The 20,762-nt window shown below is 68.2% G+C and carries 16 protein-coding genes; 6 read left to right on the top strand and 10 right to left on the bottom strand.

The features are described 5' to 3' along the window. Positions 1-16 precede the first annotated feature (16 nt). Positions 17-760, top strand: coding sequence for a hypothetical protein (locus tag ACIQWX_RS28795; RefSeq protein ID WP_400877349.1), 744 nt, complete (start codon positions 17-19; stop codon positions 758-760). 216 nt (positions 761-976) lie between these two features. Here ACIQWX_RS28795 and ACIQWX_RS28790 read toward each other — a convergent pair whose 3' ends face one another. The 6 genes from ACIQWX_RS28790 to ACIQWX_RS28765 form a co-directional block, all read right to left on the bottom strand. Next, positions 977-1,888 (bottom strand): hypothetical protein, encoded by a 912-nt coding sequence (locus ACIQWX_RS28790; protein ID WP_400877348.1) that lies wholly within the window; start codon positions 1,886-1,888, stop codon positions 977-979. 620 nt (positions 1,889-2,508) lie between these two features. Continuing rightward, a complete protein-coding gene (locus tag ACIQWX_RS28785) occupies positions 2,509-2,985 on the bottom strand; it encodes a (2Fe-2S)-binding protein (protein WP_400877346.1) in 477 nt (158 codons plus the stop codon). 10 nt (positions 2,986-2,995) lie between these two features. Then, positions 2,996-5,257, bottom strand: coding sequence for a molybdopterin cofactor-binding domain-containing protein (locus ACIQWX_RS28780; protein ID WP_400877344.1), 2,262 nt, complete (start codon positions 5,255-5,257; stop codon positions 2,996-2,998). A gap of 17 nt (positions 5,258-5,274) precedes the next feature. Continuing rightward, on the bottom strand, positions 5,275-6,486 hold the full coding sequence (locus tag ACIQWX_RS28775; protein WP_400877342.1) for an oxygenase MpaB family protein: 1,212 nt from the start codon (positions 6,484-6,486) through the stop codon (positions 5,275-5,277). Positions 6,487-6,516: 30 nt separating this feature from the next. Beyond that, complete coding sequence (locus tag ACIQWX_RS28770; protein WP_400877340.1) at positions 6,517-6,867, bottom strand: group 1 truncated hemoglobin; 351 nt, start codon at positions 6,865-6,867, stop codon at positions 6,517-6,519. 8 nt (positions 6,868-6,875) lie between these two features. After that, positions 6,876-8,102: an oxygenase MpaB family protein gene (locus tag ACIQWX_RS28765; protein WP_400877338.1), complete on the bottom strand. Its 1,227-nt coding sequence runs from the start codon at positions 8,100-8,102 to the stop codon at positions 6,876-6,878. 142 nt (positions 8,103-8,244) lie between these two features. On the opposite strand from ACIQWX_RS28765, the gene ACIQWX_RS28760 reads away from it, so the two are divergent. Next, the gene (locus ACIQWX_RS28760) at positions 8,245-8,925 is read left to right on the top strand and encodes a TetR/AcrR family transcriptional regulator (RefSeq protein WP_400877336.1); all 681 of its coding nucleotides are present in this window, start codon (positions 8,245-8,247) and stop codon (positions 8,923-8,925) included. A 42-nt stretch (positions 8,926-8,967) separates the two neighbouring features. Here the strand turns inward: ACIQWX_RS28760 and ACIQWX_RS28755 are convergent, their stop codons facing one another. Beyond that, a complete protein-coding gene (locus ACIQWX_RS28755; protein WP_400877334.1) occupies positions 8,968-11,274 on the bottom strand; it encodes a hypothetical protein in 2,307 nt (768 codons plus the stop codon). Positions 11,275-11,405: 131 nt separating this feature from the next. After that, positions 11,406-13,769 (bottom strand): penicillin acylase family protein, encoded by a 2,364-nt coding sequence (locus ACIQWX_RS28750; RefSeq protein WP_400877333.1) that lies wholly within the window; start codon positions 13,767-13,769, stop codon positions 11,406-11,408. A gap of 403 nt (positions 13,770-14,172) precedes the next feature. On the opposite strand from ACIQWX_RS28750, the gene ACIQWX_RS28745 reads away from it, so the two are divergent. Further along, on the top strand, positions 14,173-16,047 hold the full coding sequence (locus tag ACIQWX_RS28745; protein WP_400877331.1) for a Calx-beta domain-containing protein: 1,875 nt from the start codon (positions 14,173-14,175) through the stop codon (positions 16,045-16,047). Positions 16,048-16,089: 42 nt separating this feature from the next. On the opposite strand, the gene ACIQWX_RS28740 is transcribed toward ACIQWX_RS28745, so the two are convergent. Then, positions 16,090-16,884, bottom strand: a complete 795-nt coding sequence (locus ACIQWX_RS28740) for a GntR family transcriptional regulator (protein WP_400877329.1) — start codon at positions 16,882-16,884, stop codon at positions 16,090-16,092. Between the two features lie 119 nt (positions 16,885-17,003). Between ACIQWX_RS28740 and ACIQWX_RS28735 the strand changes: the two genes are divergently transcribed. The 3 genes from ACIQWX_RS28735 to ACIQWX_RS28725 all read left to right on the top strand — a co-directional run bounded on the left by ACIQWX_RS28735 (position 17,004) and on the right by ACIQWX_RS28725 (position 20,065). Beyond that, positions 17,004-17,873 (top strand): aldolase, encoded by an 870-nt coding sequence (locus tag ACIQWX_RS28735; protein WP_400877327.1) that lies wholly within the window; start codon positions 17,004-17,006, stop codon positions 17,871-17,873. 41 nt (positions 17,874-17,914) lie between these two features. After that, complete coding sequence (locus ACIQWX_RS28730) at positions 17,915-19,405, top strand: CoA-acylating methylmalonate-semialdehyde dehydrogenase (protein ID WP_400877325.1); 1,491 nt, start codon at positions 17,915-17,917, stop codon at positions 19,403-19,405. Between the two features lie 300 nt (positions 19,406-19,705). Then, positions 19,706-20,065, top strand: coding sequence for a hypothetical protein (locus tag ACIQWX_RS28725; protein ID WP_400877323.1), 360 nt, complete (start codon positions 19,706-19,708; stop codon positions 20,063-20,065). Here the strand turns inward: ACIQWX_RS28725 and ACIQWX_RS28720 are convergent. Beyond that, positions 20,062-20,628 carry a TetR/AcrR family transcriptional regulator gene (locus tag ACIQWX_RS28720; protein WP_400877321.1) on the bottom strand — a complete coding sequence of 189 codons (567 nt, stop codon included), beginning with the start codon at positions 20,626-20,628 and terminating at the stop codon, positions 20,062-20,064. The two genes, ACIQWX_RS28725 and ACIQWX_RS28720, sit on opposite strands and share 4 nt — an antisense overlap. Positions 20,629-20,762 lie beyond the last annotated feature (134 nt).

The following is a 20,762-nucleotide window of genomic DNA, read 5'->3' as shown; positions in this document are numbered from 1 at the left end:
ACCAGGACGAAATTAGATGAACTTTCCGAAGGTTACGGTTGCCAATACCGTAGGCGCCATCACATTGGCGGGCATTGTAGGTCAATCGGCCTCTTATCTCGCTGCTACAGCGTACTATTCACGCTTTGGACTTTCACCAGAGCAACTGTCCATTACACCTTTGAATGCATTTGGGAGACTCTACTACACAGGCTCCATTGCGGCGACTATTATCATTTTCGGGATATTATCTTTTGCACTTGCCTCATCAAGGAATAATATTCGAAACTCGACGATATCGCTGCCCTACTCAAGCAGTTCTACGGAATTGATCGAATGGAAGGTCAGGGAGCCCTTGCGTCGCAGGAAGCTCGCCAAAGCATCCTGGCGCTTCGCGGAAATCGACCAGAAGGTACACCACTTCAAGCTAATAGTTTTGCTATTGCTTGGAGTCGGGACTCTTGCATTGATTTTCTATGGCGCCCACACCTTAGGAGACCAAGCAGGTAGGGTTTCCGTAAATTCAGACTACGAATCGAACAACCCAGTACGTGCCGACTTAATCCCTCGGGCCGTACTGTATCGATGGACAAAACCCGAGGAATCCGCGACGCTGCTATATACAACAGAAAATAACACCATACCAGACTATAAACCGATTAGATCCGGACTTCTTATCGGCATCGGAAATGGGACTACATTTATCTATGATGACGACATCAAGAGGACAATCGCCGTGCCATCAAGTCAGGTTCAGCTTTCAATTTACGCATCCAGCTAAAGTTTGAGTTGCGCCAAAGTACCAGATGGCAAATCCCGAGCATGCCACAACTGTCCGACCGACCGCTTGGCGATGGGCACAGATTCCGGATGACATTTAGCCCGACGAAAGCACTTGCAGGGCCGCGAGGTGCAAGACGAAGCCGTGTCACATCTCGCTGAGCGCCCCGCTCCCCCCGATTCCGAGCCAGCTTCCCAAGCGGGCGACCCCACCGATCTACCCGCTTCGCCCCCGCCGCAAAAGGCGACCAGCAAGACCCAAGCCGCGACGCAGCCACCCTGCCAGCACCCACAGGGACGCCAGCCGCCCCTTTGGCTTATCCTCGTCTTTTTTTTGCTGAAATTCCTTCACCTGATCGGCGCGGCCGCGACGCGCTTCCTCTACATCAATAGGCGTCGCACCGTATCCCGGCGGCGCACCATCCACGTTCGGCTCGGGTGTCAATTCACCCGACGCGTTACGCAGCCACTTTCTCCCAGAAGAATCAGTGAACCATAACGCCGACACCGTTGCGCCCGTAAAGAGCTCGTGGCGAGTTAAATCAAGCGTTTCGGGATCGATCCCAATCCTTTGAGGGGATTCAGAGATGGCAACTTCGTCAATCTTCCAGATAATTTCGCCTACCATCTGAGTCAGTGTATCAATTGCCGATCTCAGCGCGATCGGCGATGCCGTCGGCCCCAAGTTACCCAACGGGTTGTCTTTCGTTTCCTCCCCATCGACAGCAAAACGATACCACACGTTGCTTACGGGGAGATGAGAGCCGTTGTGGTAACGAACTTCGTAACCGCTATCGGCCCAGTGGATCCATAAAGCAAACTTCGAAGGCACCTCCTTCTGCTTTTCATCCTCCAATATCAATAATTGTCGAGATTGCTTTTTGTATCCACGCCACGCCACCAAAGCGGCGACGATCGTCGCAATCAACGCGAACACGGCGACCCAAAAGCTGGCCCACGCGGCATCGGCACTCGACCTTGCGGGATCGTTGGCACCCGACGGAGTGCCGACAGTGCTAGTGGCAGTCAGGGTTGAAGCCGCGACCGATGGCGAGCCTGACGTAGAAGGCGCCGGGGTCAGCGAGGCAGTCGGTGTAACAGTTGACGGGCCAGTCGGCTGCTCAAGCACGACAATCCTTCCGTTCGGTGCTGCGTACACGACATGTCAGTCGCGCACTTGATCCTGAACGCAACATTCCCGGACTGACCCTAATGGCTAGGAAGGCTCTCAATCCGTTGCCCCAGCCAAACAGACAGGGTCTCCGACCAGGCCTTTCACGCCTCCTAAGTGCTTGGAAGCCATGAGGCCACTGCATATGAAAGCACCGCTCACGCGGTCTTCAGCGGCGACGGTAGCGGGTGGGCTTGGGTGCTCCATTTCCGTCTCCCGGAGCAGTTGCAGCGCCGTGTCACATCCGAGAACTTGCCCAGCACGGCCAGCGCGGCGGGGATGAGCTCAAGGAGTGCCACGCAAGCCGCGTATGGCTGACCGAATGTGCGGCTTCGTCGCCTACGCACCCTCGAACGGCCCCCGCAGGGAGCCAGTTTGCCGCACCTGCCCTGCTCAGAGGCGGTTTGCAACATCCGTTCAAAACCCGTCCAGTGTGAGTTCGAATCCCACCGGGGGCACCCCACATGACCCGCACAAAACGGCCCTTGACCAGGTGCTATCCGGCCAGGGCCCATTCTCGTCGCGGCACCGTCACCACCTCGGCGTAGTCCGCTCGACAGACGACGATCGGTGCTCCGCTACATTCGGCGCGCACCCGCTTTGATCGCTTCGCGGATCCGGACATACGTGCCGCAGCGGCAGATGTTGCGCAGCTCGTCGAGGTCGGCCTCGGTGACCTCGCGCCCCTCCTCGCGGACACGGTGGACCAAAGCCACCGCCGCCATGATCTGGCCGGGCTGGCAGTAGCCGCACTGGGCTACGTCGTGGTCCAGCCACGCCTGCTGCATGGGGTGCAAGTCGGCGCCGGCTGAGGGCGGCAGGCCCTCGATCGTGGTCACCTCGTCGGCCGGCTTCAGCTCCCCCACGGGGATGGCGCAGGGGTTCACCGCCTTGCCGTTGAGATGGCTGGTGCACGCCTTGCAGACGTTGATGCCGCAGCCGTACTTCGGGCCGGTGACGCCGAGGACGTCACGCAGCACCCACAGCAGCCGCACGTCGTCGGGTACGTCGACGACGACCTGCTCGCCGTTGACGCGGAATCTCCGCTCGGGCACGAAACCCCCTTCAGAAAGCCTTGCCGATCCCGTCCACCGGCGAGGCGGGAACGGGCGGGACGGCCGGTTTCGGCACGAACGACAGCGTGCCGTGGTTGATCGGGAACTCAGTGGGCATCGCTCCGACGGCACGCCCGTACGCACAGGCGACGGCGGCCATCGACGCGGCGACGCCGAGTTCGCCCGCGCCGCCGGGCTGGTCCGAGGTGTTCGGCAGGATGATGATCTCGAGTTCGGGTGGGGTGTTCCACTGGCGGGTGTAGAAGTAGTTGTCCCAGCTGGCTTCGAGGAAGCACCCGTCGCGCAGGTGCAAGCTCGAAGTCAGCGTCTGGGCGATGCCGTCCATGACCGCGCCCATCACCTGCGCCTCGAGGCCGCGCGGGTTCACGGTGAGTCCGACGTCCACCGCGAACACGACCTTGGTGACGCGTGGTCCGGCGACGCCGTCGCGGATGGGACGGTTGACCGTGGCGGGCCGGCAGTCGATCTCCACCAGTGCGGCGCTCGTGGAGTGGTATTCCTCGTGCACCGCGATGCCTTGCGCGGTACCGGATTCCATCGGCCGGCCCCAGTCCCCCGCCTTCGCGACCGCCTCCAGAGCGGCTCGGGTGCGGCCGTCGCCGAGGGCGTCGCGCCTGAACTCGTACGGGTCCTTGCGCAGCTTCGCCGCGAGCTCGTCCACCACCAGCTCGCGGGCGCACGTGACGTCCGGGGAGTACACGTTGCGCATGCTGCCGGTGTTGAAGCCCCGGTCGGCCTCGCTCAGCAGCTGGCTCACCACGCCGAACTCGTAGGGCACCGTCTGGCTGAGCACGAAGAACACCTCGGAGAAAGCGAGGTCGACGACCGGCAACCGGGCCGCGAGGGCGGTGACCACCTCGCCGAACCCGTGCCCCAGGTCCGTGGAAACACTGGTGTGACGCTGTTCGTAGCCCAGCACCGTCTCCCCGACGTGGGCGATGCGCACCCGCGACGTCGCCATGGGGTGCACCCGTCCCTGCCGGACGTCGTCGGCGCGGTGCCACATGAGTTTGACCGGTTTTCCGATGCGCTGAGACGTCTCGGCCGCTTCCAGCGCGGCGTCGAAGAACAGCTTGCGGCCGAACGAGCCACCGCCCTCGACCACGTGCACGGTGACCGCGGCCACCGGCAGGCCGAGCTTCGCCGCGAGAGTCTCCCTCGCCACGATCGGCGACTTCAGCGCCGCCCAGACCTCGGCGCGGCCGGGGCGCACGTCGGCGATCGCGCAGTTGGTCTCCAGTGCGCTGTTCCCCCGGAACCTGAAGGTGAACTTGCGCTCCACTGTGGACGCCAAGGGCCGCGGGCCGAAGGGCAGCTCGGCCAGCGCCAGCTCACGCAGCACCGTGTCGTCCGACTTCCCCTCCGCGGTCCCGGGCTTCCACGACACGCGAAGCGCGCGCACACCGTCGATGCACTGCCCGAACGTCTCGGCCCGCACCGCCACGCCGGTGGAGATGACGACGACGTCCGTCACGCCGGGCATGGCGCGGACCTCCGCCAGGTTCGCGACCGAACGGACCGTGCCGTTGATCGTGGGCGCACGGCACACCATCGTGGGTTTCGCACCGTCGACTTGGAGGTCCATCGTGAACTTCTTGCCTCCGGTGACCGCGTCGCGCGCGTCGACCCGGTTGTGCGGGGTGCCGATCACGCTGAACCGCTCCGGCGGTGTCAGCGTCACCGGCACCTGCACCGTCCGCGGGCTCGCGGCCAGTTCAGCGATCGAACCGATGCCGATCCGCCTGCCGGCTCGATCGCTGATCACCCCCGCACGCAAAGTCAGCTCGGTCACCGGCGTGCCGAGTTTCTCCGATGCCGCCTCCAGCAGCCGCACCCTGGCCGTGGCCGCGGCGACCCGGATCGGGGTGAACGTCGAGATCGTCGTGTTCGACGCCCCGGTGAGCTGGTTGAACACCAGCTCCGGGCGCGCGGTCGCCAACGTCACGCGCACCCGCTCGACCGGAACGGACAGCTCCTCGGCGATCACCATCGCCGTCGACGTGGTGATGCCCTGTCCCACCTCCGCGCGCGGCAGCGCGAACGACACCGTCCCGTCGGCGTTGACGTCGATCGTGATCAACCCCGCGGTCGGCAACGCGGCGGCGGTCATCACCGCGTTCAGGTCGAGGAGCTTCGCCGGCTGCGGCGACGGGACCCCGTCGGTCGCCGGCCGGATGTCCGCCGCGGCCACCAGGGTCGGCGCCGCGAGGACGTACCCCAGGAACCGGCGCCTGCCGAGATCTGCACCCATCTCGCCGACATCCCCGTTCAGCTCGGCCGGTTGACGGTCGGGATGTCGATCACGGTGCCTCGCCCCTTGGTCAGGAAGAACAGGATGTACTGGCGCACCGCCTCGTCGAGGGTCCACGCGGCTTCGGGCACCAGCGGGAACGGCATCAGCCCTTCCCGGAACGCGACGAGCGCCGGCCACGCCGTGGTGATCAGCGGGCCCCACAGCGGTTCGCGCGGGATCGCGTCCCAGTCCGCGACCTGATTGCCGACCAGGTAACGGGCGAACGCGTTGACCAGCGGCCGGTCGATCCGGCCGGGGCTGGTCTGCTCGGCCAGCTGGTCGAGCAGGATGTCGGTCAGCTCGACGCCTTCCCGGGTCGGCGCCATGGCCGGCGGCAGCAGCTGGTCGGACTGGGCGTTCGCCGCGTCCCACGAGGCCGGGATGTACTCGTCGCGCACGCCCAGCATGTGCGCGGTCACCTGCCACACGTGCAGGTACGCGTCCGCCTCCGCCCGCGACATGGGCACCTTCCACTCGCGCAGCTTGCGCATCGCGTAGGTGGGGAGCGTGTGCCAGGTGACGAGGATGTCGCTTTGGCTGATCGGGATCCCGTCGGTCCACTGTGGAGACTGGGGCAGCAGGTGCCGCACCGCGGCGTGCACCAGCCGGGTCTTCACCGCCTGCACGACGCAGGTGCCTTCCGGGCGGTAGGCGTCCAGGGCACCGACGGCGAAGCCGAGCATGCTGGTCTTCGCGACGCGGTCCTCCATGTCCGCGCCGCCCTTGGAGTAGTAGACCGAGCGAGCTTCCTTGACGATCGCGGTGGACAACATGCCGCCGCCCAGTCCGTTGAGCACGTTCAGGTACAGCCCTCGGGACTTGTTGAACTCCGCGGCCATTTCGAGCTTGCCGTGGTCAGCCCACGCCGGTAGTTGTCGTGCCTGTTCCATGAAGGCCCGCAGGTGCTCCGGCAGCCCGTCCGGCAGCGGCTGGTCGTTGCGGGTCCACGTCCGCAGCAGCTCGTTGACGGCGGGCACTTCGCCGCGGTCGAGCAGCGCCGCGGATACGGGGTCGGCCTGCTCGTCCCACACCCACCTCGGGTCGGCGCCCGCACCGTTCCCCGCGACGGACCCGCTCGGAGCCCAGGTCCACGCCAACGCTTGCGCGGGTGACGCGATGCTCAAGGCGCCCAGCGCACCCAGTGCACCACCCGAGACCAGCATCTTCCGCCTGCTCATTTCCGCCATGGCGGCTTCCTTTCACCTCAGGAAGAGGATTCACGTGATGTCCGACGCCAGTGGCGCGATCGCGCCGATGACCGTCCGCACCGTCTCCCCCGGCACGCCCGCGGCGAGCAGCGCTTCCGTCAGGTGCTTCGCGACGAGGTCGAAGTGGTGCCGGCTGATACCGCGCCCCCGGTGCACCTCCTTCATGGACCGGCCCCGGTACTCATCGGGTCCGCCGAGCGCGGCGCTGAAGAACTCGATCTGCATTCCTTTCAACCGGGACGTGTTCGTGCCCTTGAAGAACACCGCCAGCTCGGCGTCGGCCAGTACGCGGTCGTAGAAGTCGTCGACGACGGCCGCAAGCGCTTCCCGGCCGCCGATCCGCTCGTAAACGGTGGTCACCGCGGTGCTCAGGCGGGCCGGTTGGTGTCCGGGATCTCGATGCTGATCGTCTGCCCCTCGGAGAGGAACAGCAGAGCGATCTGACGGATGATCTCCTCCAGCGTCCAGTAGGCGGCGGGTGCGAGCGGGAACGGCAGCAGGCCTTCGCGAACGGCGATGAACGGCGGCCACGCGGTCTGCAGCAGCGGGTCCCACACCGGCTCGCGCGGGATGTCGAGCCAGCCGGCGATCCGGTCGCCGAGGATGAAGCGGGTCAGCGCACCGAGGATGTGCGTGGTCAGGATTCCGCCGTCGATGCCGGCCCCGAGGTTGAGCAGGATGTTCGCGAGGTTCTTGCCCTCGGGCGTCGGCCCGAGGATCGGGTCGAGCACCTGCCTGGCCTGCGAATCGGCCTCGGCCCACGACGCCGGCAGGTACTCGTCCTGGATGCCGAGCATGTGCCCGCACAGCTGCCAGGAGTGCAGGAACGCGGCCGACTCGTCGCCGGCGATCGGCACGCCCCAGGCGGTCAGCTTCTGCATCACCGTCGTGGGCAGGCTGTGCCAGGTCACCAGCAGATCCCGCTGGCTGATCGGGATGTCCTGATCCGAGCCCGTGGTCCATTGTGGAGACTGCGGCAGCAGGTGCCGCACCGCCGCGTGCACGAGTCGTGTCTTGACGCAGGTGACGATCAGCTGTCCGTCGGGCTGGAAGCCGTTGCGCTGGGTCATGTCGTAGCCGAGCTTGGCGGTCTTGGAGATGCGGTCCTTCATGTCCGCGCCACCCTTGGAGTGGTACACCGCGCGGGCTTCGTGCGGGATGACCGTCGAGATCATGCCGCTGGCGAACCCGTACAGCACGCCGAGGTAGATGCCGCGCTTCTTGTTGAAGTCGAACGCCTTCGCGAGCTTGCCCTGGTCGGTCCACGACGGCAGCTGCCGCGCGCTTTCCATGAAGTCCCGTACGTTCGCCGGCAGCCCGGCGGGCAGGGGCTGGTCGTTGCGGGTCCAGGTGCGCAACAGCCGGTTGACGTGGGCGACGTCGCCACTGTCGAGCACGGCGGCCGCGACCGGGTCGGCCTCGGGATCCCACACGTACCGCGGGTCGGCGCCCGACCCGGTGGCGGCCACCGATCCTGTGGACGACCACGTCCACAGCGATGGGGCCGCCTGTGCGGGCGACGCGAGGCTCACGGCCCCCAGCGCGCCCAGCGCTCCACCCGTCCTCAGGATGTGTCGGCGGTTGATCTCTCCCATGCTCCCTCAGCCTCCTTGCCGGAAAGCCATGATATTGAGATACGCATTCCATATCTGCGTATCATCATGACAGCACAGCGCGATGATGACCACAAGACCCAAGGTGTGGGTCATCGATGACCGGTCGTCCGAGGAGGTGCGCGTGGAGCCCGAGCGAGCTTCGTCCCTGCTGTCCCCCGGCTTGGAGTCGTTGCTGGAGCGCGCCTACGCCGACGCCACCGAGCAGGTGGACGAGTCGGACGGCGTTCGCGCACGAGTGCTCGACGGAGCGTTCGAGCAGTTCCGCTCCCTGGGCATCCAGCGCTCCACGATGGAGGACGTCGCCCGGCGCGCCGGCGTCTCACGGATCACCGTGTACCGCCGGTTCGCCACGAAGGAGCTGCTGGTGCAGCAGGTGGTGCAGCGGGAGTTCCGCCGCTACTTCGACTGTTTCCTGGCCGACATCCGCGCGGCTCGAACCGTCGCGGACCGCCTGGTGCTCGGGTTCGTGAGTTCGTTGCGCGCGTTCCGGAGCAACCCGCTGATCGGCGGGCTGATGGAGGTGGAACCGGACCTGCTGGTGTCCTCGCTGACCAAGGACGGGGGCGGGACGCTGGCCGTCGTACGGCAGTTCGTGGCCGGGCAGCTGCGCGAGGAGCAGCACGCCGGTCACGTCTCCGCGGAGCTCGACACCGACCTCGTCGCCGAGGTGATGGTCCGGGTTTCGGCCTCGTTCCTGACGATCCCCAGCCGGCTGCTCGACGTCGATGACGACGAGCAGCTCGCCATGGTCGCTCGCAGGTTCCTCGTGCCCATGCTGCAACCGCCGGTTCCCGAAGGCTGAACACACCGCATCCGATCGATGGGCACACAGGCGTACGTACCGTCACATCGCTTTACCGGCCGCGAAGAACATGCCGAAGATCTTGCCCTGGATCTCGTCGAGATCCACCTTGGTCATCTTCGTCCCGTACCCCTGCTTGACGTACTGCTTGAGCTGCGCATCGGTCATCGCCCGGATCTCGGCGTACGCCTGGGGCAGCTGGACCTCTGACGGCAGCATCTGAAGAAACGCCTGTTGCGCCTTGAACGCCTGGAGCTCCTTTTCGAACTTCGCCATCGTCTCCAGCATGTTCTTGGCGTCCTGTCCGAAGTGGACCGTCTCGTGGACGAGAACCGAGGCGGCGACTTCCTTGCTGACGTTGCCACGGATGAAGATGAGCTTGAGCTGCTCCTCGTAGAAGCCGCCCAGGTTCGCCTCTTTCGTCGGGTTGAACGCCTCCTCGACCAGCGCGGTGACCCACTCCTTGACGGGCCTCCCTTTCAGGTCACGGCCGGTGAGCGCCTTGGTCAGCACGTCCTCGGCCGCTGCCCGGGAAGCCGGGAACGGGATCACGTAACCGCCGTCGATGGCCTTCGTCGCGACGCTTGTCATCGTGTCGGCCAGGAGCCGGTCGCCTGCCGCCGTGGGGTCGAGGCTCTCGAATCCGGCCTTGATCGCCTTGAGCGCCTCCTCGACGTTGCCGCCCGCCGGGAAGATCTCGGCGACCACCTGTCCCTGCTTGCCCGGGGAGATCTTCGCCTCGTGCAGTGCGGTGATGAGGCCGGGCAGCTTCTCGACCGACTTCGCGGCCCGCGCCACGGCGATCGCCTCCTTGAGCGTCGCGAACGCCGCCTTCGCCGCGCCGAGGTCGAGGATCGCCGCCGCGATGTCGATGGCCAGGGGCAACAGCGAGGACTCGTCGGTCGAGATCTGGAACGCGCGGTCGAGCGATGTGTCCGTTGCCGCGCTTTGCAACAGGTAGTCCTGAGTTTCCTGGTAGGCCGTGTAGGCGCTCAGCGCCGCGCCACTGGCGGCTGCCGTGAACGCCACGCCCGCCAGCAGGCTGGTGCCGCCCGTCGGGATCGCCGCCAGCAGCCCGAGCCCGAGCGCCACGGCGGCGTACATCATCTTCGAATCTTCTTCTTCGACCTTGATCTCGGTGACTTTGTCGCCGACCATCTTCTGCTGGCCGGCGTCGGACTGCAGCTGCTTGTGCATCATCGAGACGACGGTCGGCTGCTTCCAGATCGAAAAGCGCCCGCCGAGCTCGTCGTGCACCGTCTGGATGTTCTCCAGCTTCTTCGCGAACTGCTCACCGATGTTCTGCGCCGACCACTCGCTCGACTCCTTCGAGAACTCCCGCAGCCGCTCGACGGTTCCTTCGCCACCCGCGACCAGCGGCGCGAGCAACGCGTACTTGGCCGTCTCGTCCTTCGCCTTGTTCGCGAACGCCTGCTCGGCCTCCTGCCACGAGAGCCTGACCGCCTCGTGTTCCGTGACGATCGCGGGACCCGCACCACCGCCGAGCTGGTTGTTCGGGTCGACGTTCGCCGGCAAGGTCGCGGCGACCTGCTCGAACCGCTTCCGCGCCTCTTTGTAGACCCCGGCCCGGTAGTCGGCCGTCGAGCGGAGCTCGGCGAGCACGCCGGCTGCCTTCTTCGCCTCGTCGAGGTACCCCTTGTTGGCCGCGGAGTAGCTCGTGCTGGTGCCCGTGTCCAGATCCTTCTCGGTCTTCGCGGTCAGCCCGAGCTTCTGCTGCTCCTTCCCGATCTGGTCCTTGGCGTTGATCAGCAGTTGATCGACGAGGTTCCCGGCCTGGGTTTCGAACTTCTCCATGAAGACGCGGTTCTCTTCGTCGAACTCCTTGACCGCGGCATCCATGGAGGATTGACAGCGCGCGATGTAGTCGTCGTCCGCGAAGAGCGACCACCCCGCCTTCGCGCCGGCGTCGGCCTTGGCCATCGAGTTCCCCCACGACGACGTGAGGCTCGCGCCCTTCTGCGGTAGCAGCTTCTTCAGGACGGCTTTGCACTTGCCCTGCTCGGGAAAGATCGTCTCGCCCTGGTAGGTGATGCCGTTGTTCTGCCTGTCCGCGGACGGTGGCTGGACGCTCTGGTTCGCCTCCGGCGGCGGCTTCACCGACTGGTTCGGCGGAACGCGTTGCACCGCGGGGGCACCGAGGTGGGGGCGATCGACGAGGCGGTTGACGGCTTTGTTGCCGGCCGTCGTCTGGAGACCGAGGAGGGCTTCAGGGCGGAAGCCGGGCTCGTCCTGTCCTTCGCTGTGCCCCGGCGCGCCGCGGCGGGCTCGGGACGCGTCGTCGCGCGACGCGTCGGGTGACTGGCGCTCGCTTGCCTGCACCTCGTGCATCGTCCGTCCTCGCCCGGGCACGCACCAGCCCACGGCGAACGACCTTTGGTGCACACCCGGCTGCCCGAACAGGCAGCGACGCCAGAACGGGCCCTGACCACCACAGTCAGGGCCCGTTCCCGCCGAACTTCCTACGCAGCAGGCTCCAAGCGGATCCGGACGTCGAGGTTCCGCTCGACCTCGCTCCGGCTGTACAGCAACGGGAACGAACCACCCGAAGCCCAAAGAGCGTTCAAGTCGCTGTAGTGCGGGCTCCGCGGATCACCGGACTGCCCGGGCGCGTTGATCGCCGCCGAGCCGTTCCAGTTGCCCACGTCCAGCGCCATCTTGAACGTCGCCCCGATGATCTGCTGGTACGTCAGCGGGTGGAAGAACGACGGGTGGATCGTGTGGTACGAGCCGCCCACCGGGGTCGGGCCCACGTTCGGGCCGCCCAGGGGGTGGACGAACTCCTGGTAGTGCAGCGAACCCCAGTGCCACGTCGACGTGTCCGTGCCGAGCTTGGCCGCCACGTCGCGGAACGCCAGGGGCAGCGTGTCCAGGATCAGCTTGTCGCGCACCGCCGCGCCGTCCGGGCCCAGCCAGCCCGCCGGGTCCTTGAACGAGGCGATCACCAGGCTGAAGTCCGGGTTGATCGTCTTCACCAGCGCGTCCGCCGCGGCCTGGGGCAGCACCACGTGCGCCCACGCCCAGTGCAGGTACTTCATGATCCACGTCTCGAACAGCGCCGCACCCGGTGAATCCACCGACGCCACGCCGTCGTAGCCGCGGAGCAGCGCGAGCGCCTGTGCGGTGTCCGGGTCCGAAGAGGACAGACCGCGCACGAACTCCAGAATCTGCGTGGCCACCAGCGACTTCTCGTCCTTCTGCAGCGCGAGCGAATCGGCGACGGTCGCGCGCGGCGTCGACTTGATCAGCTCGTCGATGCGCTGCTTGCGGTAGGGCAGCTGCCATTCGTAGTTGGACACCACCGGCCAGCCCGGCGGGATGTTGTAGTCGTTGGCCGAGGCGAAGAAGCCGGACGCCGGGTTGTACTGGCCCGGCAGTTCGCTGTTGGCGTGGAAGCCGTTCCAGTCGTAACGTCCGTCGCCGGGGACGGGCAGCAGGCCGTCGTAGCCGGCGCCCGTGCGGCGCGGCGTCAGGCCCGCCGGGACGTAGCCGATGTTGCCGCGCACGTCGGCGTAGGCCAGGTTCGAACCCGGCGTGCCCCAGTTGCGCATGCCCGCGGTGAACTCGCCGAAGTTCGTCGCGCGCTGGTAGTTCAGGCTGCCCAGGTACGCCGAGCTGCCTGGCTGCGTCCACGCCGTGCGGACCGCGAACGCCTTGTGCGCCGCCTCGTCGACCTTGACGACCGGGCCGTGCCGGGTGAACGACAGCGACCCGGCGACCGGCGCCCCGCCGCGGACCGGGATGGGCTCGGTCACCGTCGTCATCTTTTCCCAGCCGTTGCCGTAGCGGTAGCGGGTGGGGTCGTTCGGGTCGAGCTCGTAGACGTAGAGGTCGGTCTGGTCGATCGGCAGGTTGGTCAGGCCGAACGCGATGTTTTCGTTGTGCCCGATGGCGATCCCCGGGTTCCACGGCTCGCCCGCGCCGGCGAGGTTCAGGCCGGGTGCCGACAGCTGCGCGACGTACCGGCCCGAGGGCAGCGCGTCCGCGCCGCGGTGCGGGTCGTTGGCCAGGATCGGCCGCCCCGACGCGGTCCGGCCCGGACCGATCGTCCAGGCGTTGCTCCCCGACGTCGCGTCGGCGATGTCCTTGGTCTGGAACCCGCTGCCGGTGAAGGACACCGCGGCGGTCGCGAGGTTGTACACCTTGAGCACGTCGTCCGGCACCGAGCACGGGTCGAGCCCGGCCGGCACGGCCGCCTCGTGGGCCGGGTAGAGCGCGCGGAAGTAGCGGCTCGCGCCGGGACCGGCCAGGCAGACCAGCTTCGCGCGGGCGACCTCCCACATCAGGTTCTCCCCGATGGCGTGCGTGCGGATCCGCACGACGTCCTGCGGGCGCCAGCGCGCGGGCTGGTAGCCGAGCTTCGCGAACTCCGGCGGGACCGCGGACGGGTTGCGGCCCAGCCAGTCGACGTAGGAGTTGATGCCCTCGGCGAACCGGGTCGCGGCCAGCCTGCCCTCCGGGCCGTAGGACGCCCACTCGGCGTCCATGTCGCCGCGGTAGAGGAACAGCCGGGCGGCCCGGTCCTGCTCCACATAGGACGGACCGAGCACCTCGCTGAGCGTGCCGAGACCGCGGCGGCGCCAGGTGTCGATCTGGAACAGGCGGTCGCGGGCGATGTTGAAGCCCTGCGCGAAGAAGAGGTCGCTGGTGTCGGCCGCGTAGATGTGCGGCACGCCCCACTTGTCGACGAGCAGCTCGGCCGGCCGGTGCAGGCCGGCGACCGCGTACTTCGGGCCGGTCACCGCCGCCACGGCCGGAACGGGTGCCAGGCAGAGCACGACCAAGGCGAGGATCAAGGCGCGGACGGCCGGCCGGCGTGTGGCCATGGTTGATCTCCTCGGTGAAGGACTCGAGATCGGGGTTGGCGTTTGAGTTCTACCCGCCGCCGGCGCGGGTCCACGAGCCCCTTAGGGGCCGCGCCGGACCGGCTTCGCGTTACGCCATTCGGTGGTGATTCGCGTGCCGGAACACCGGATCGAGCGGATCCACCGCCACCCCCGGTGCCGAAAACGCGGCCCGCACCACACAGAAGTGTGGTATCCCGCGCTGTCCTTTCGACACCCTGGCGCAGCGAAACCCTGGTCTGAGTAGCCCGGAATCGCCGCCGTAGCCCGTTGAGCGCCTTGACACAGGGCGATTCGGGTGACGCGCTAACGAATTCCGCCGCGTTTCGTCTTCCTCAGGCAACCCACCGGAACTCGGCTCGCGCCGTGATCGAAAGGCAAGTCCATGTCGCGAAGATCAGTGTTCGTCGCGCTGACCGCGGTCAGCGCCCTGCTCGCCCCGGCCGCGGTCGCGGCCGCCGCGCCACCTGGGGTCGACCCGGCCACCGTCGACCTCACGCTCGCCGCCGGCGAGAGCACCACCGTCACCAAGAACGTCACCACCTCCGCCGTGCCGCCGAACCCCGACCTCGTGCTGCTCGCCGACACCACCGGCAGCATGGGCGGCGCGATCTCGAACGTGCGGACCAACGCCAACGCCATCACCGGTGACGTGCTCGCCGCGCAACCGACCGCCCAGTTCGGCGTCGCCGAGTACAAGGACTTCACCGACTCCGTGCCGTTCAAGGTCAACCAGGGCATCACCGCGGACACCGCCGCGGTCCAGGCCGGCACGAACCAGTGGCTGGCCTCCGGCGGCGGGGACTTCCCCGAAGCCGACCTCAACGCGCTCTACGAACTGGCCACCGGCGCGGTCACCTTCCGCCCCGACGGCACCCGCATCATCGCCTGGTTCGGCGACGCCCCGTCGCACGACCCCAGCGGCGGGCACTCCCTGGCCGATACGATCGCCGCGCTCAAGGCGGCGAACATCCGCGTCGTCGCGGTCAACGTCGGCGCCCTCGACTCCGACGGGCAGGCCACGGCGATCACCGAAGCCACCGGCGGCGTGCTGCTGAACAACGTGCCGTCGAGCCAGGTGTCGCAGGCCATCCTGGACGGCATCAAGTCCATCGAGGTCACGGTGGCCCCGAAGGTCACGGCCTGCGATCCGGAGCTGACCGTGACCAACGCCCCGGCGAGCCGGAAGGTGACCAGCGGCGACGTCGCGACGTTCACCGAGACGATCGCCGCCGCGGGCAGCGCCGCGCCGGGTACGTACCACTGCACGGTCGACTACCAGGTCGACGGTGTCTCGCGCGGGTACGTCGAGACGACGACCGTGCGCGTGCTCGGCCTGAGCATCAACGACGTCACGGTCGCCGAGGGCTCCGGTGGCGCCCCGGTGCCGGCGACGTTCACCGTGTCCCTGCTCGGCGGTCCCGCCCCGAACCCCGTGACCGTCCACTACGCCACCGCGAACGGCACCGCCACCGCGCCGGCCGACTACGCCGCCACCAGCGGCGACGTCACCTTCGCCCCCGGTGAGACCGGCAAACCGGTGACGGTCCTGGTCAACCCGGACACCGTCGACGAGCCGGACGAGACGTTCACCGTCACCCTCTCGGCCCCGGCCGGTGCCGGCCTCGTCGACCCGACGGGCATCGGCACGATCCTCGACGACGACCGCGACGGCGCCTTCTCCTGCACCGGCACCGCGGCGAACGTCATCGGCATCACCGCCGCCGTGGCCAACCCGCAGAACCTGCCCTGCGCCGACGACAGCGCGACCGTCCTCGACGCGACGCTCAACGCGGGCCTGATCAAGGTGCAGACCCACGCGCTGACGTCCTCGACCGACGTGACCCCGGACAACCAGTCCGCGGCCCCGGCGGCCGGCGACCACGCGCAGGCGTCGGCCAAGATCGACAAGACGGTGATCAGCACGATCGGGCTGACGATCGAGCTGGGCGTGATCCAGTCCCAGGCGGCGGCGACCTGCCAGCCGGCTCCGGGCGGGCTCGCCCCGGCGCTGACCGGCAGCTCGAACGTGGCCTCGCTGAAGATCAACGGCGTGTCGGTCGCGGTCGGTTCCGCACCGCTGACCATCCCACTGGTCATCGGCTCGCTGAAGCTGAACGGCCAGACCGTCTCGGGCGGCGTCGTGAAGCAGCAGGCGGTCGCGCTGGACACCGCGCTCGCGAAGATCGTGCTCGCGGAGTCCCAGGCCGACGTGCACGGCACCACCGCGCACCCGGCGGGCAACCCCTGCCGGCGATGACCCGGTGAACCCCGGGGCGGGCGGTTCCCGCCCGCCCCGGGACTACTGGGGGCCGTTCGTCAGCGCCAGGTTGAACGAGTAGCGCGACGCCCGGTAGACGTGCCAGCCGTACTCGACCACGCGGCCCGAATCGTCGTACGTCGTGCGCTGCATCGTCAGCAGGGCCGCCCCCGGCTCCTCGCCCAGCAGCTCCGCGTCCTCCTCGGTCGCCAGCCGGGCGCCGATGGTCTGCTCCGCCGCGTGCAGGCGCACTCCCGCCGAGCGCAGCAGCTGGTAGAGACCCTTTTCGCGCAGTTCGCCGTCCGTCGGGTCGAGGACGCCGTCGGGCAGGTAGTTGTTCATCAGCGCCAGCGGCTCGCCGTCGGTGGAGCGGATGCGGGTCAGCCGCCGCACGTGCGTCAGGCCCGGGGCCTCCAGCAGCTCGGCCACCTCGGCGGCCGCCTCCTCGACGCCGTTGGCCAGCACCACCGACTCCGGCTTTCCGCCGATCCCGGCGAGGTCGTCGAACAGGCTGCTCAACCGCAGCGGCCGCGCCACCTTCGTCCGGACGACCTGCGTGCCGACGCCGCGGCGCCGCACGAGCAGGCCCTGGTTGACCAGCGTCTGGATCGCCTGGCGGACGGTCGGCCGGGACAGCCGCAGGCTCGCCGCCAGGTCCACCTCGTTGCCCAGCCGGGCCCCCGCCGGGAGCCTGCCGTCCTCGATCGCGTGCTGCAGCTGCCGGGAGACCTGGAAGTACAGCGGCTCCGGGCTGCCCGGGTCCAGCACGATCTCCCGGCCGGGGTCCCAGGCCGGGGGGAACGTCACGTCCACGCGGGACGACGGCGGGTTGCTCATCGACGGCAGCCTACCGCCATCCCGTCACCGGTAGGGATGACGTGATGTCCATATGTCTTGACAAAGTCGCGTCGCCGCTGGCATCGTCGATCGCGAACCGGCCGAGGAGGAGCGGAACTGTGAACGACGTGGTGCGGCGTCTCGTCGCCAAACGGGTGCACGACCCGGAAGCGATCGCCGAGGCGGCCGCGAACCGGGTCCGGGCCGTGTCGCCGTTCAACGACAAGGGCCGGACGATGATCATCGCCGCGGATCACCCCGCGCGCGGCGCCAACGCCGTCGGCGGCGACCCCACGGCGATGGCCGACCGCGGCGAACTGCTGGAACGGCTGTGCCTCGCACTCGAACGCCCCGGTGTCACCGGCGTGCTCGCGACCGCGGACGTCATCGACGACCTGCTGCTGCTCGGCGTGCTCGACGGCAAGACCGTGCTCGGGTCGATGAACCGGACCGGGCTGGCCGGGTCGAGCTTCGAAATCGACGACCGGTTCGCCTGCTACGACGCCGAAGCCATCGAGAAGATGCGGTTCGACGGCGGCAAAACCCTGACCCGGATCTGCCTCGACGACCCCGCCACGCCCAGCGTCCTGGAGAACACCGCGAAGGCCGTCAACGACCTCGCCGACCGGAAGCTGATCGCGATGGTCGAGCCGTTCCTGTCGGTCTGGACCGACGGCCGGCTGGCGAACGACCTCTCCCCTGACGCCGTCATCAAGTCGATCACCATCGCCGCCGGGCTCGGCCGCTCGTCGGCCTACACCTGGCTCAAACTGCCCGTCGTGGACGACATGGAACGCGTCCTCGCGTCCTCGACCCTGCCGGCCGTCCTGCTCGGCGGGGAGGTCAAGGACCCGGACGCGGCTTTCGCCGCCTGGCAGCGCGCGCTGACCCAGCCGACCGTGCAGGGCCTGGTCGTCGGGCGGTCACTGCTCTACCCGCACGACGGCGACGTCGCGAAGGCCGTCGACACCGCGGTGGGGCTGTTGTGAACCTGCACCGCGGCTCAGCGCCACTATCCCGGAGGACCACCGTGAACACCATCGACCACTGGATCAACGGCACCGCCACCTCCGCGGGCTCCACCCGCACGGCGCCGGTCTACGACCCGGCCACCGGAAGCGAGCAAGCCCGGGTCCTCTTGGCGGAACCGTCCGATGTGGACACGGCGGTCGCGGCCGCGAGCAAGGCCTTCGAAGCGTGGGGTGACTCCTCGTTGTCCCAGCGGACCAAGGTGATGTTCGCCTTCCGCGAGCTGCTGGTGAAGCACGAGGACGAACTCGCGCGGATCATCTCCGGCGAGCACGGCAAAGTCATCGAGGACGCCCGAGGCGAGATCGTGCGCGGCCGCGAAGTCGTCGAGTACGCCTGCGGCATCGCCGACGCCCTGAAAGGCAGCTTCTCCGACCAGGTCTCCCGTGACGTCGACGTCCACGACTTCCGGCAGCCGTTGGGCGTGGTCGCCGGGATCACCCCGTTCAACTTCCCCATCATGGTGCCGCTGTGGATGCACCCGATCGCCATCGCCACCGGCAACACGTTCGTCCTCAAGCCCAGCGAACGCGATCCCTCGGCGTCGACCTTCGTCGCCCGGCTCTACGCCGAGGCCGGGCTGCCCGACGGCGTGTTCAACGTCGTGCACGGCGACAAGGTCGCGGTCGACGCGCTCCTGGACCACCCGGACATCGCGGCGGTGTCGTTCGTCGGCTCCACCCCGATCGCGCGGTACGTGCACGAACGCGGGACGGCGTCCGGCAAGCGCGTCCAGGCACTCGGCGGGGCGAAGAACCACGCCGTCGTCCTGCCCGACGCCGATCTGGAGTACGCGGCGAACCACCTGACCGCCGCCGCGTTCGGCTCGGCCGGGCAGCGCTGCATGGCGATCTCGGTCGGCGTGGCCGTCGGCGCGGCGGGCGACAAGCTGGTCGAGATCCTCGAACGCAAGGCCCGCGAAGTGAAGGTGGGCCCCGGCGACGACCCCGCGAGCGACATGGGCCCGGTCGTCACCGCGGCCGCGCGCGAGCGCGTGGTGAACGCCGTCGCCGGCGGTGCGGAGCAAGGCGCGTCGGTGGTGGTCGACGGCCGCGGCCTGCGGGTCGACGGGCACGAGGAAGGCTTCTTCCTCGGACCGTCCCTATTGGACAACGTGACGACCGAAATGGACGCCTATCGGGAAGAGATCTTCGGGCCGGTGCTGGCCATCGTCCGCGCGGAGACGGTGGACGAGGCCATCGCGATCATCAACGCCAACCCCTACGGCAACGGCACCGCGATCTTCACCGGCAGCGGCGAAGCGGCACGGAAGTTCCAACGCGAGGTCAAGGTCGGCATGATCGGCGTGAACGTGCCGATCCCGGTCCCGATGTCGTACTACTCCTTCGGCGGCTGGAAGGACTCCCTCATCGGCGACAGCCCCATCCACGGCCCGGCGGGCGTCAACTTCTACACCCGCGCGAAGGTGGTCACGACCCGCTGGCCGCACACCAGCACCTCGGCGGCGTTCACGTTCCCCACCTCGAGCTGAGCCGCATGGGCCGGAGCGTCCACATCGGACTCTCCGCCGCGGGCCAGGCAGCCCCTGCGCCACGACGTCGGTGGCCGCGTAGCCGGGGCCACGCAGCGCATCCGCCAAGCGGCCGTTCTGCTCGGCGACCGAGGTGACAGCAGATCCGGCCGGCCGCGGCCGAGCGGCGCGTCCGGGAGTTCGCCGGCCGCCCGGGCGCCGACCTGCGGAACGCCGGCGACTTCCTGGCCACCCTAGTAACCGGAACACCCTTCTCCGTTTTCCGGTACGGTGGCGGCAGCACCGGCGAAGGAGGCCGTCATGGGGTATCGAGGCCCGCTCCCGAAGAACACCGTCGACCGCGTCAACGGGTGCGTCGGCTCGCTCCGGGCGTCGCCGCGGTGGGGGCGGCTCGTGCGCCGGCACCTCACCCAGGTCACCTACACCGGCCGGCGGTCGGGGCGGACCTTCAGCACCCCCGTCGGCTACCGGCGGGCCGGGGACGTCGTCACCATCGGCGTCCGGTTGCCCGACGCGAAGTCGTGGTGGCGGAACTTCACCGGCGACGGCGGGCCGCTGTCCCTCGAACTCGACGACACCGAACGGACCGGCCACGCCGTCGCCCGGCGCGACAAAAAGGGCCGGGTCACGGTGACCGTCCGGCTGGATCAAGCCGGCTAGCGGGCCATCCCGTGCCAGAGCAGGTCGGCCAGGCTCGCCGCTTCGCCGCGCCAGTCGCCGCCCGGGTCGAGCAGCAGCAGGCCCGCCAGGCCGCGCAGCACGACGACCGGCTCGAGGTCCGGCCGCACCGTGCCGGCCGCCGCGTTGGCCGCGAGCAGTTCCGCCATCGCGCCGATCATGGCTTCGTACGCGCTCGCCGGCAGCTCGCCGCGAGACGCCGTCGCGCGACGCAGGGCGTCGGCCAGCCCCTTCTTCGTCATCATGTAGTGCGCCAGGTGGTCGGTGACCCACACCCGGAACGCCTCGGCCGGGCCGTGCTTGTCCAGCAGCACCGGCACGATGTCGACGATGTGCCGCACCTCGCGCTGGTAGACCGCCAGGATCAGCGACTCCGGCGTCGGGAAGTGCCGGTACACCGTGCCGACGCCGACCTCGGCCTGCTTCGCGATCGCGTTGAACGAGACCTCGCCCGTCCGCGCCAGCGATTCCCCGGCCGCGACGAGGATGCGCTCGTGGTTGCGCCGGGTGTCCGCGCGCCGGGGGCTGACCGATCCCGTCGTCATCGTCCCTCCCGTCCCGTTCCGTTCCGTGCGAAGCGCCGCCCGCCGAATCTAACCCAGACCTGGAGCAGCTCCAGCGTGACCACTTCGTTGCGAAGCGGATTGTAATCCGCTAGCCTCGCGACCGGGTGAAGCGG

The organism is Amycolatopsis sp. NPDC098790 (assembly GCF_044759945.1).
GTDB lineage: Bacteria > Actinomycetota > Actinomycetes > Mycobacteriales > Pseudonocardiaceae > Amycolatopsis.
Note: the sequence above shows the minus strand (reverse complement) of the source record. Positions and strands in the feature narration are given on the sequence as shown.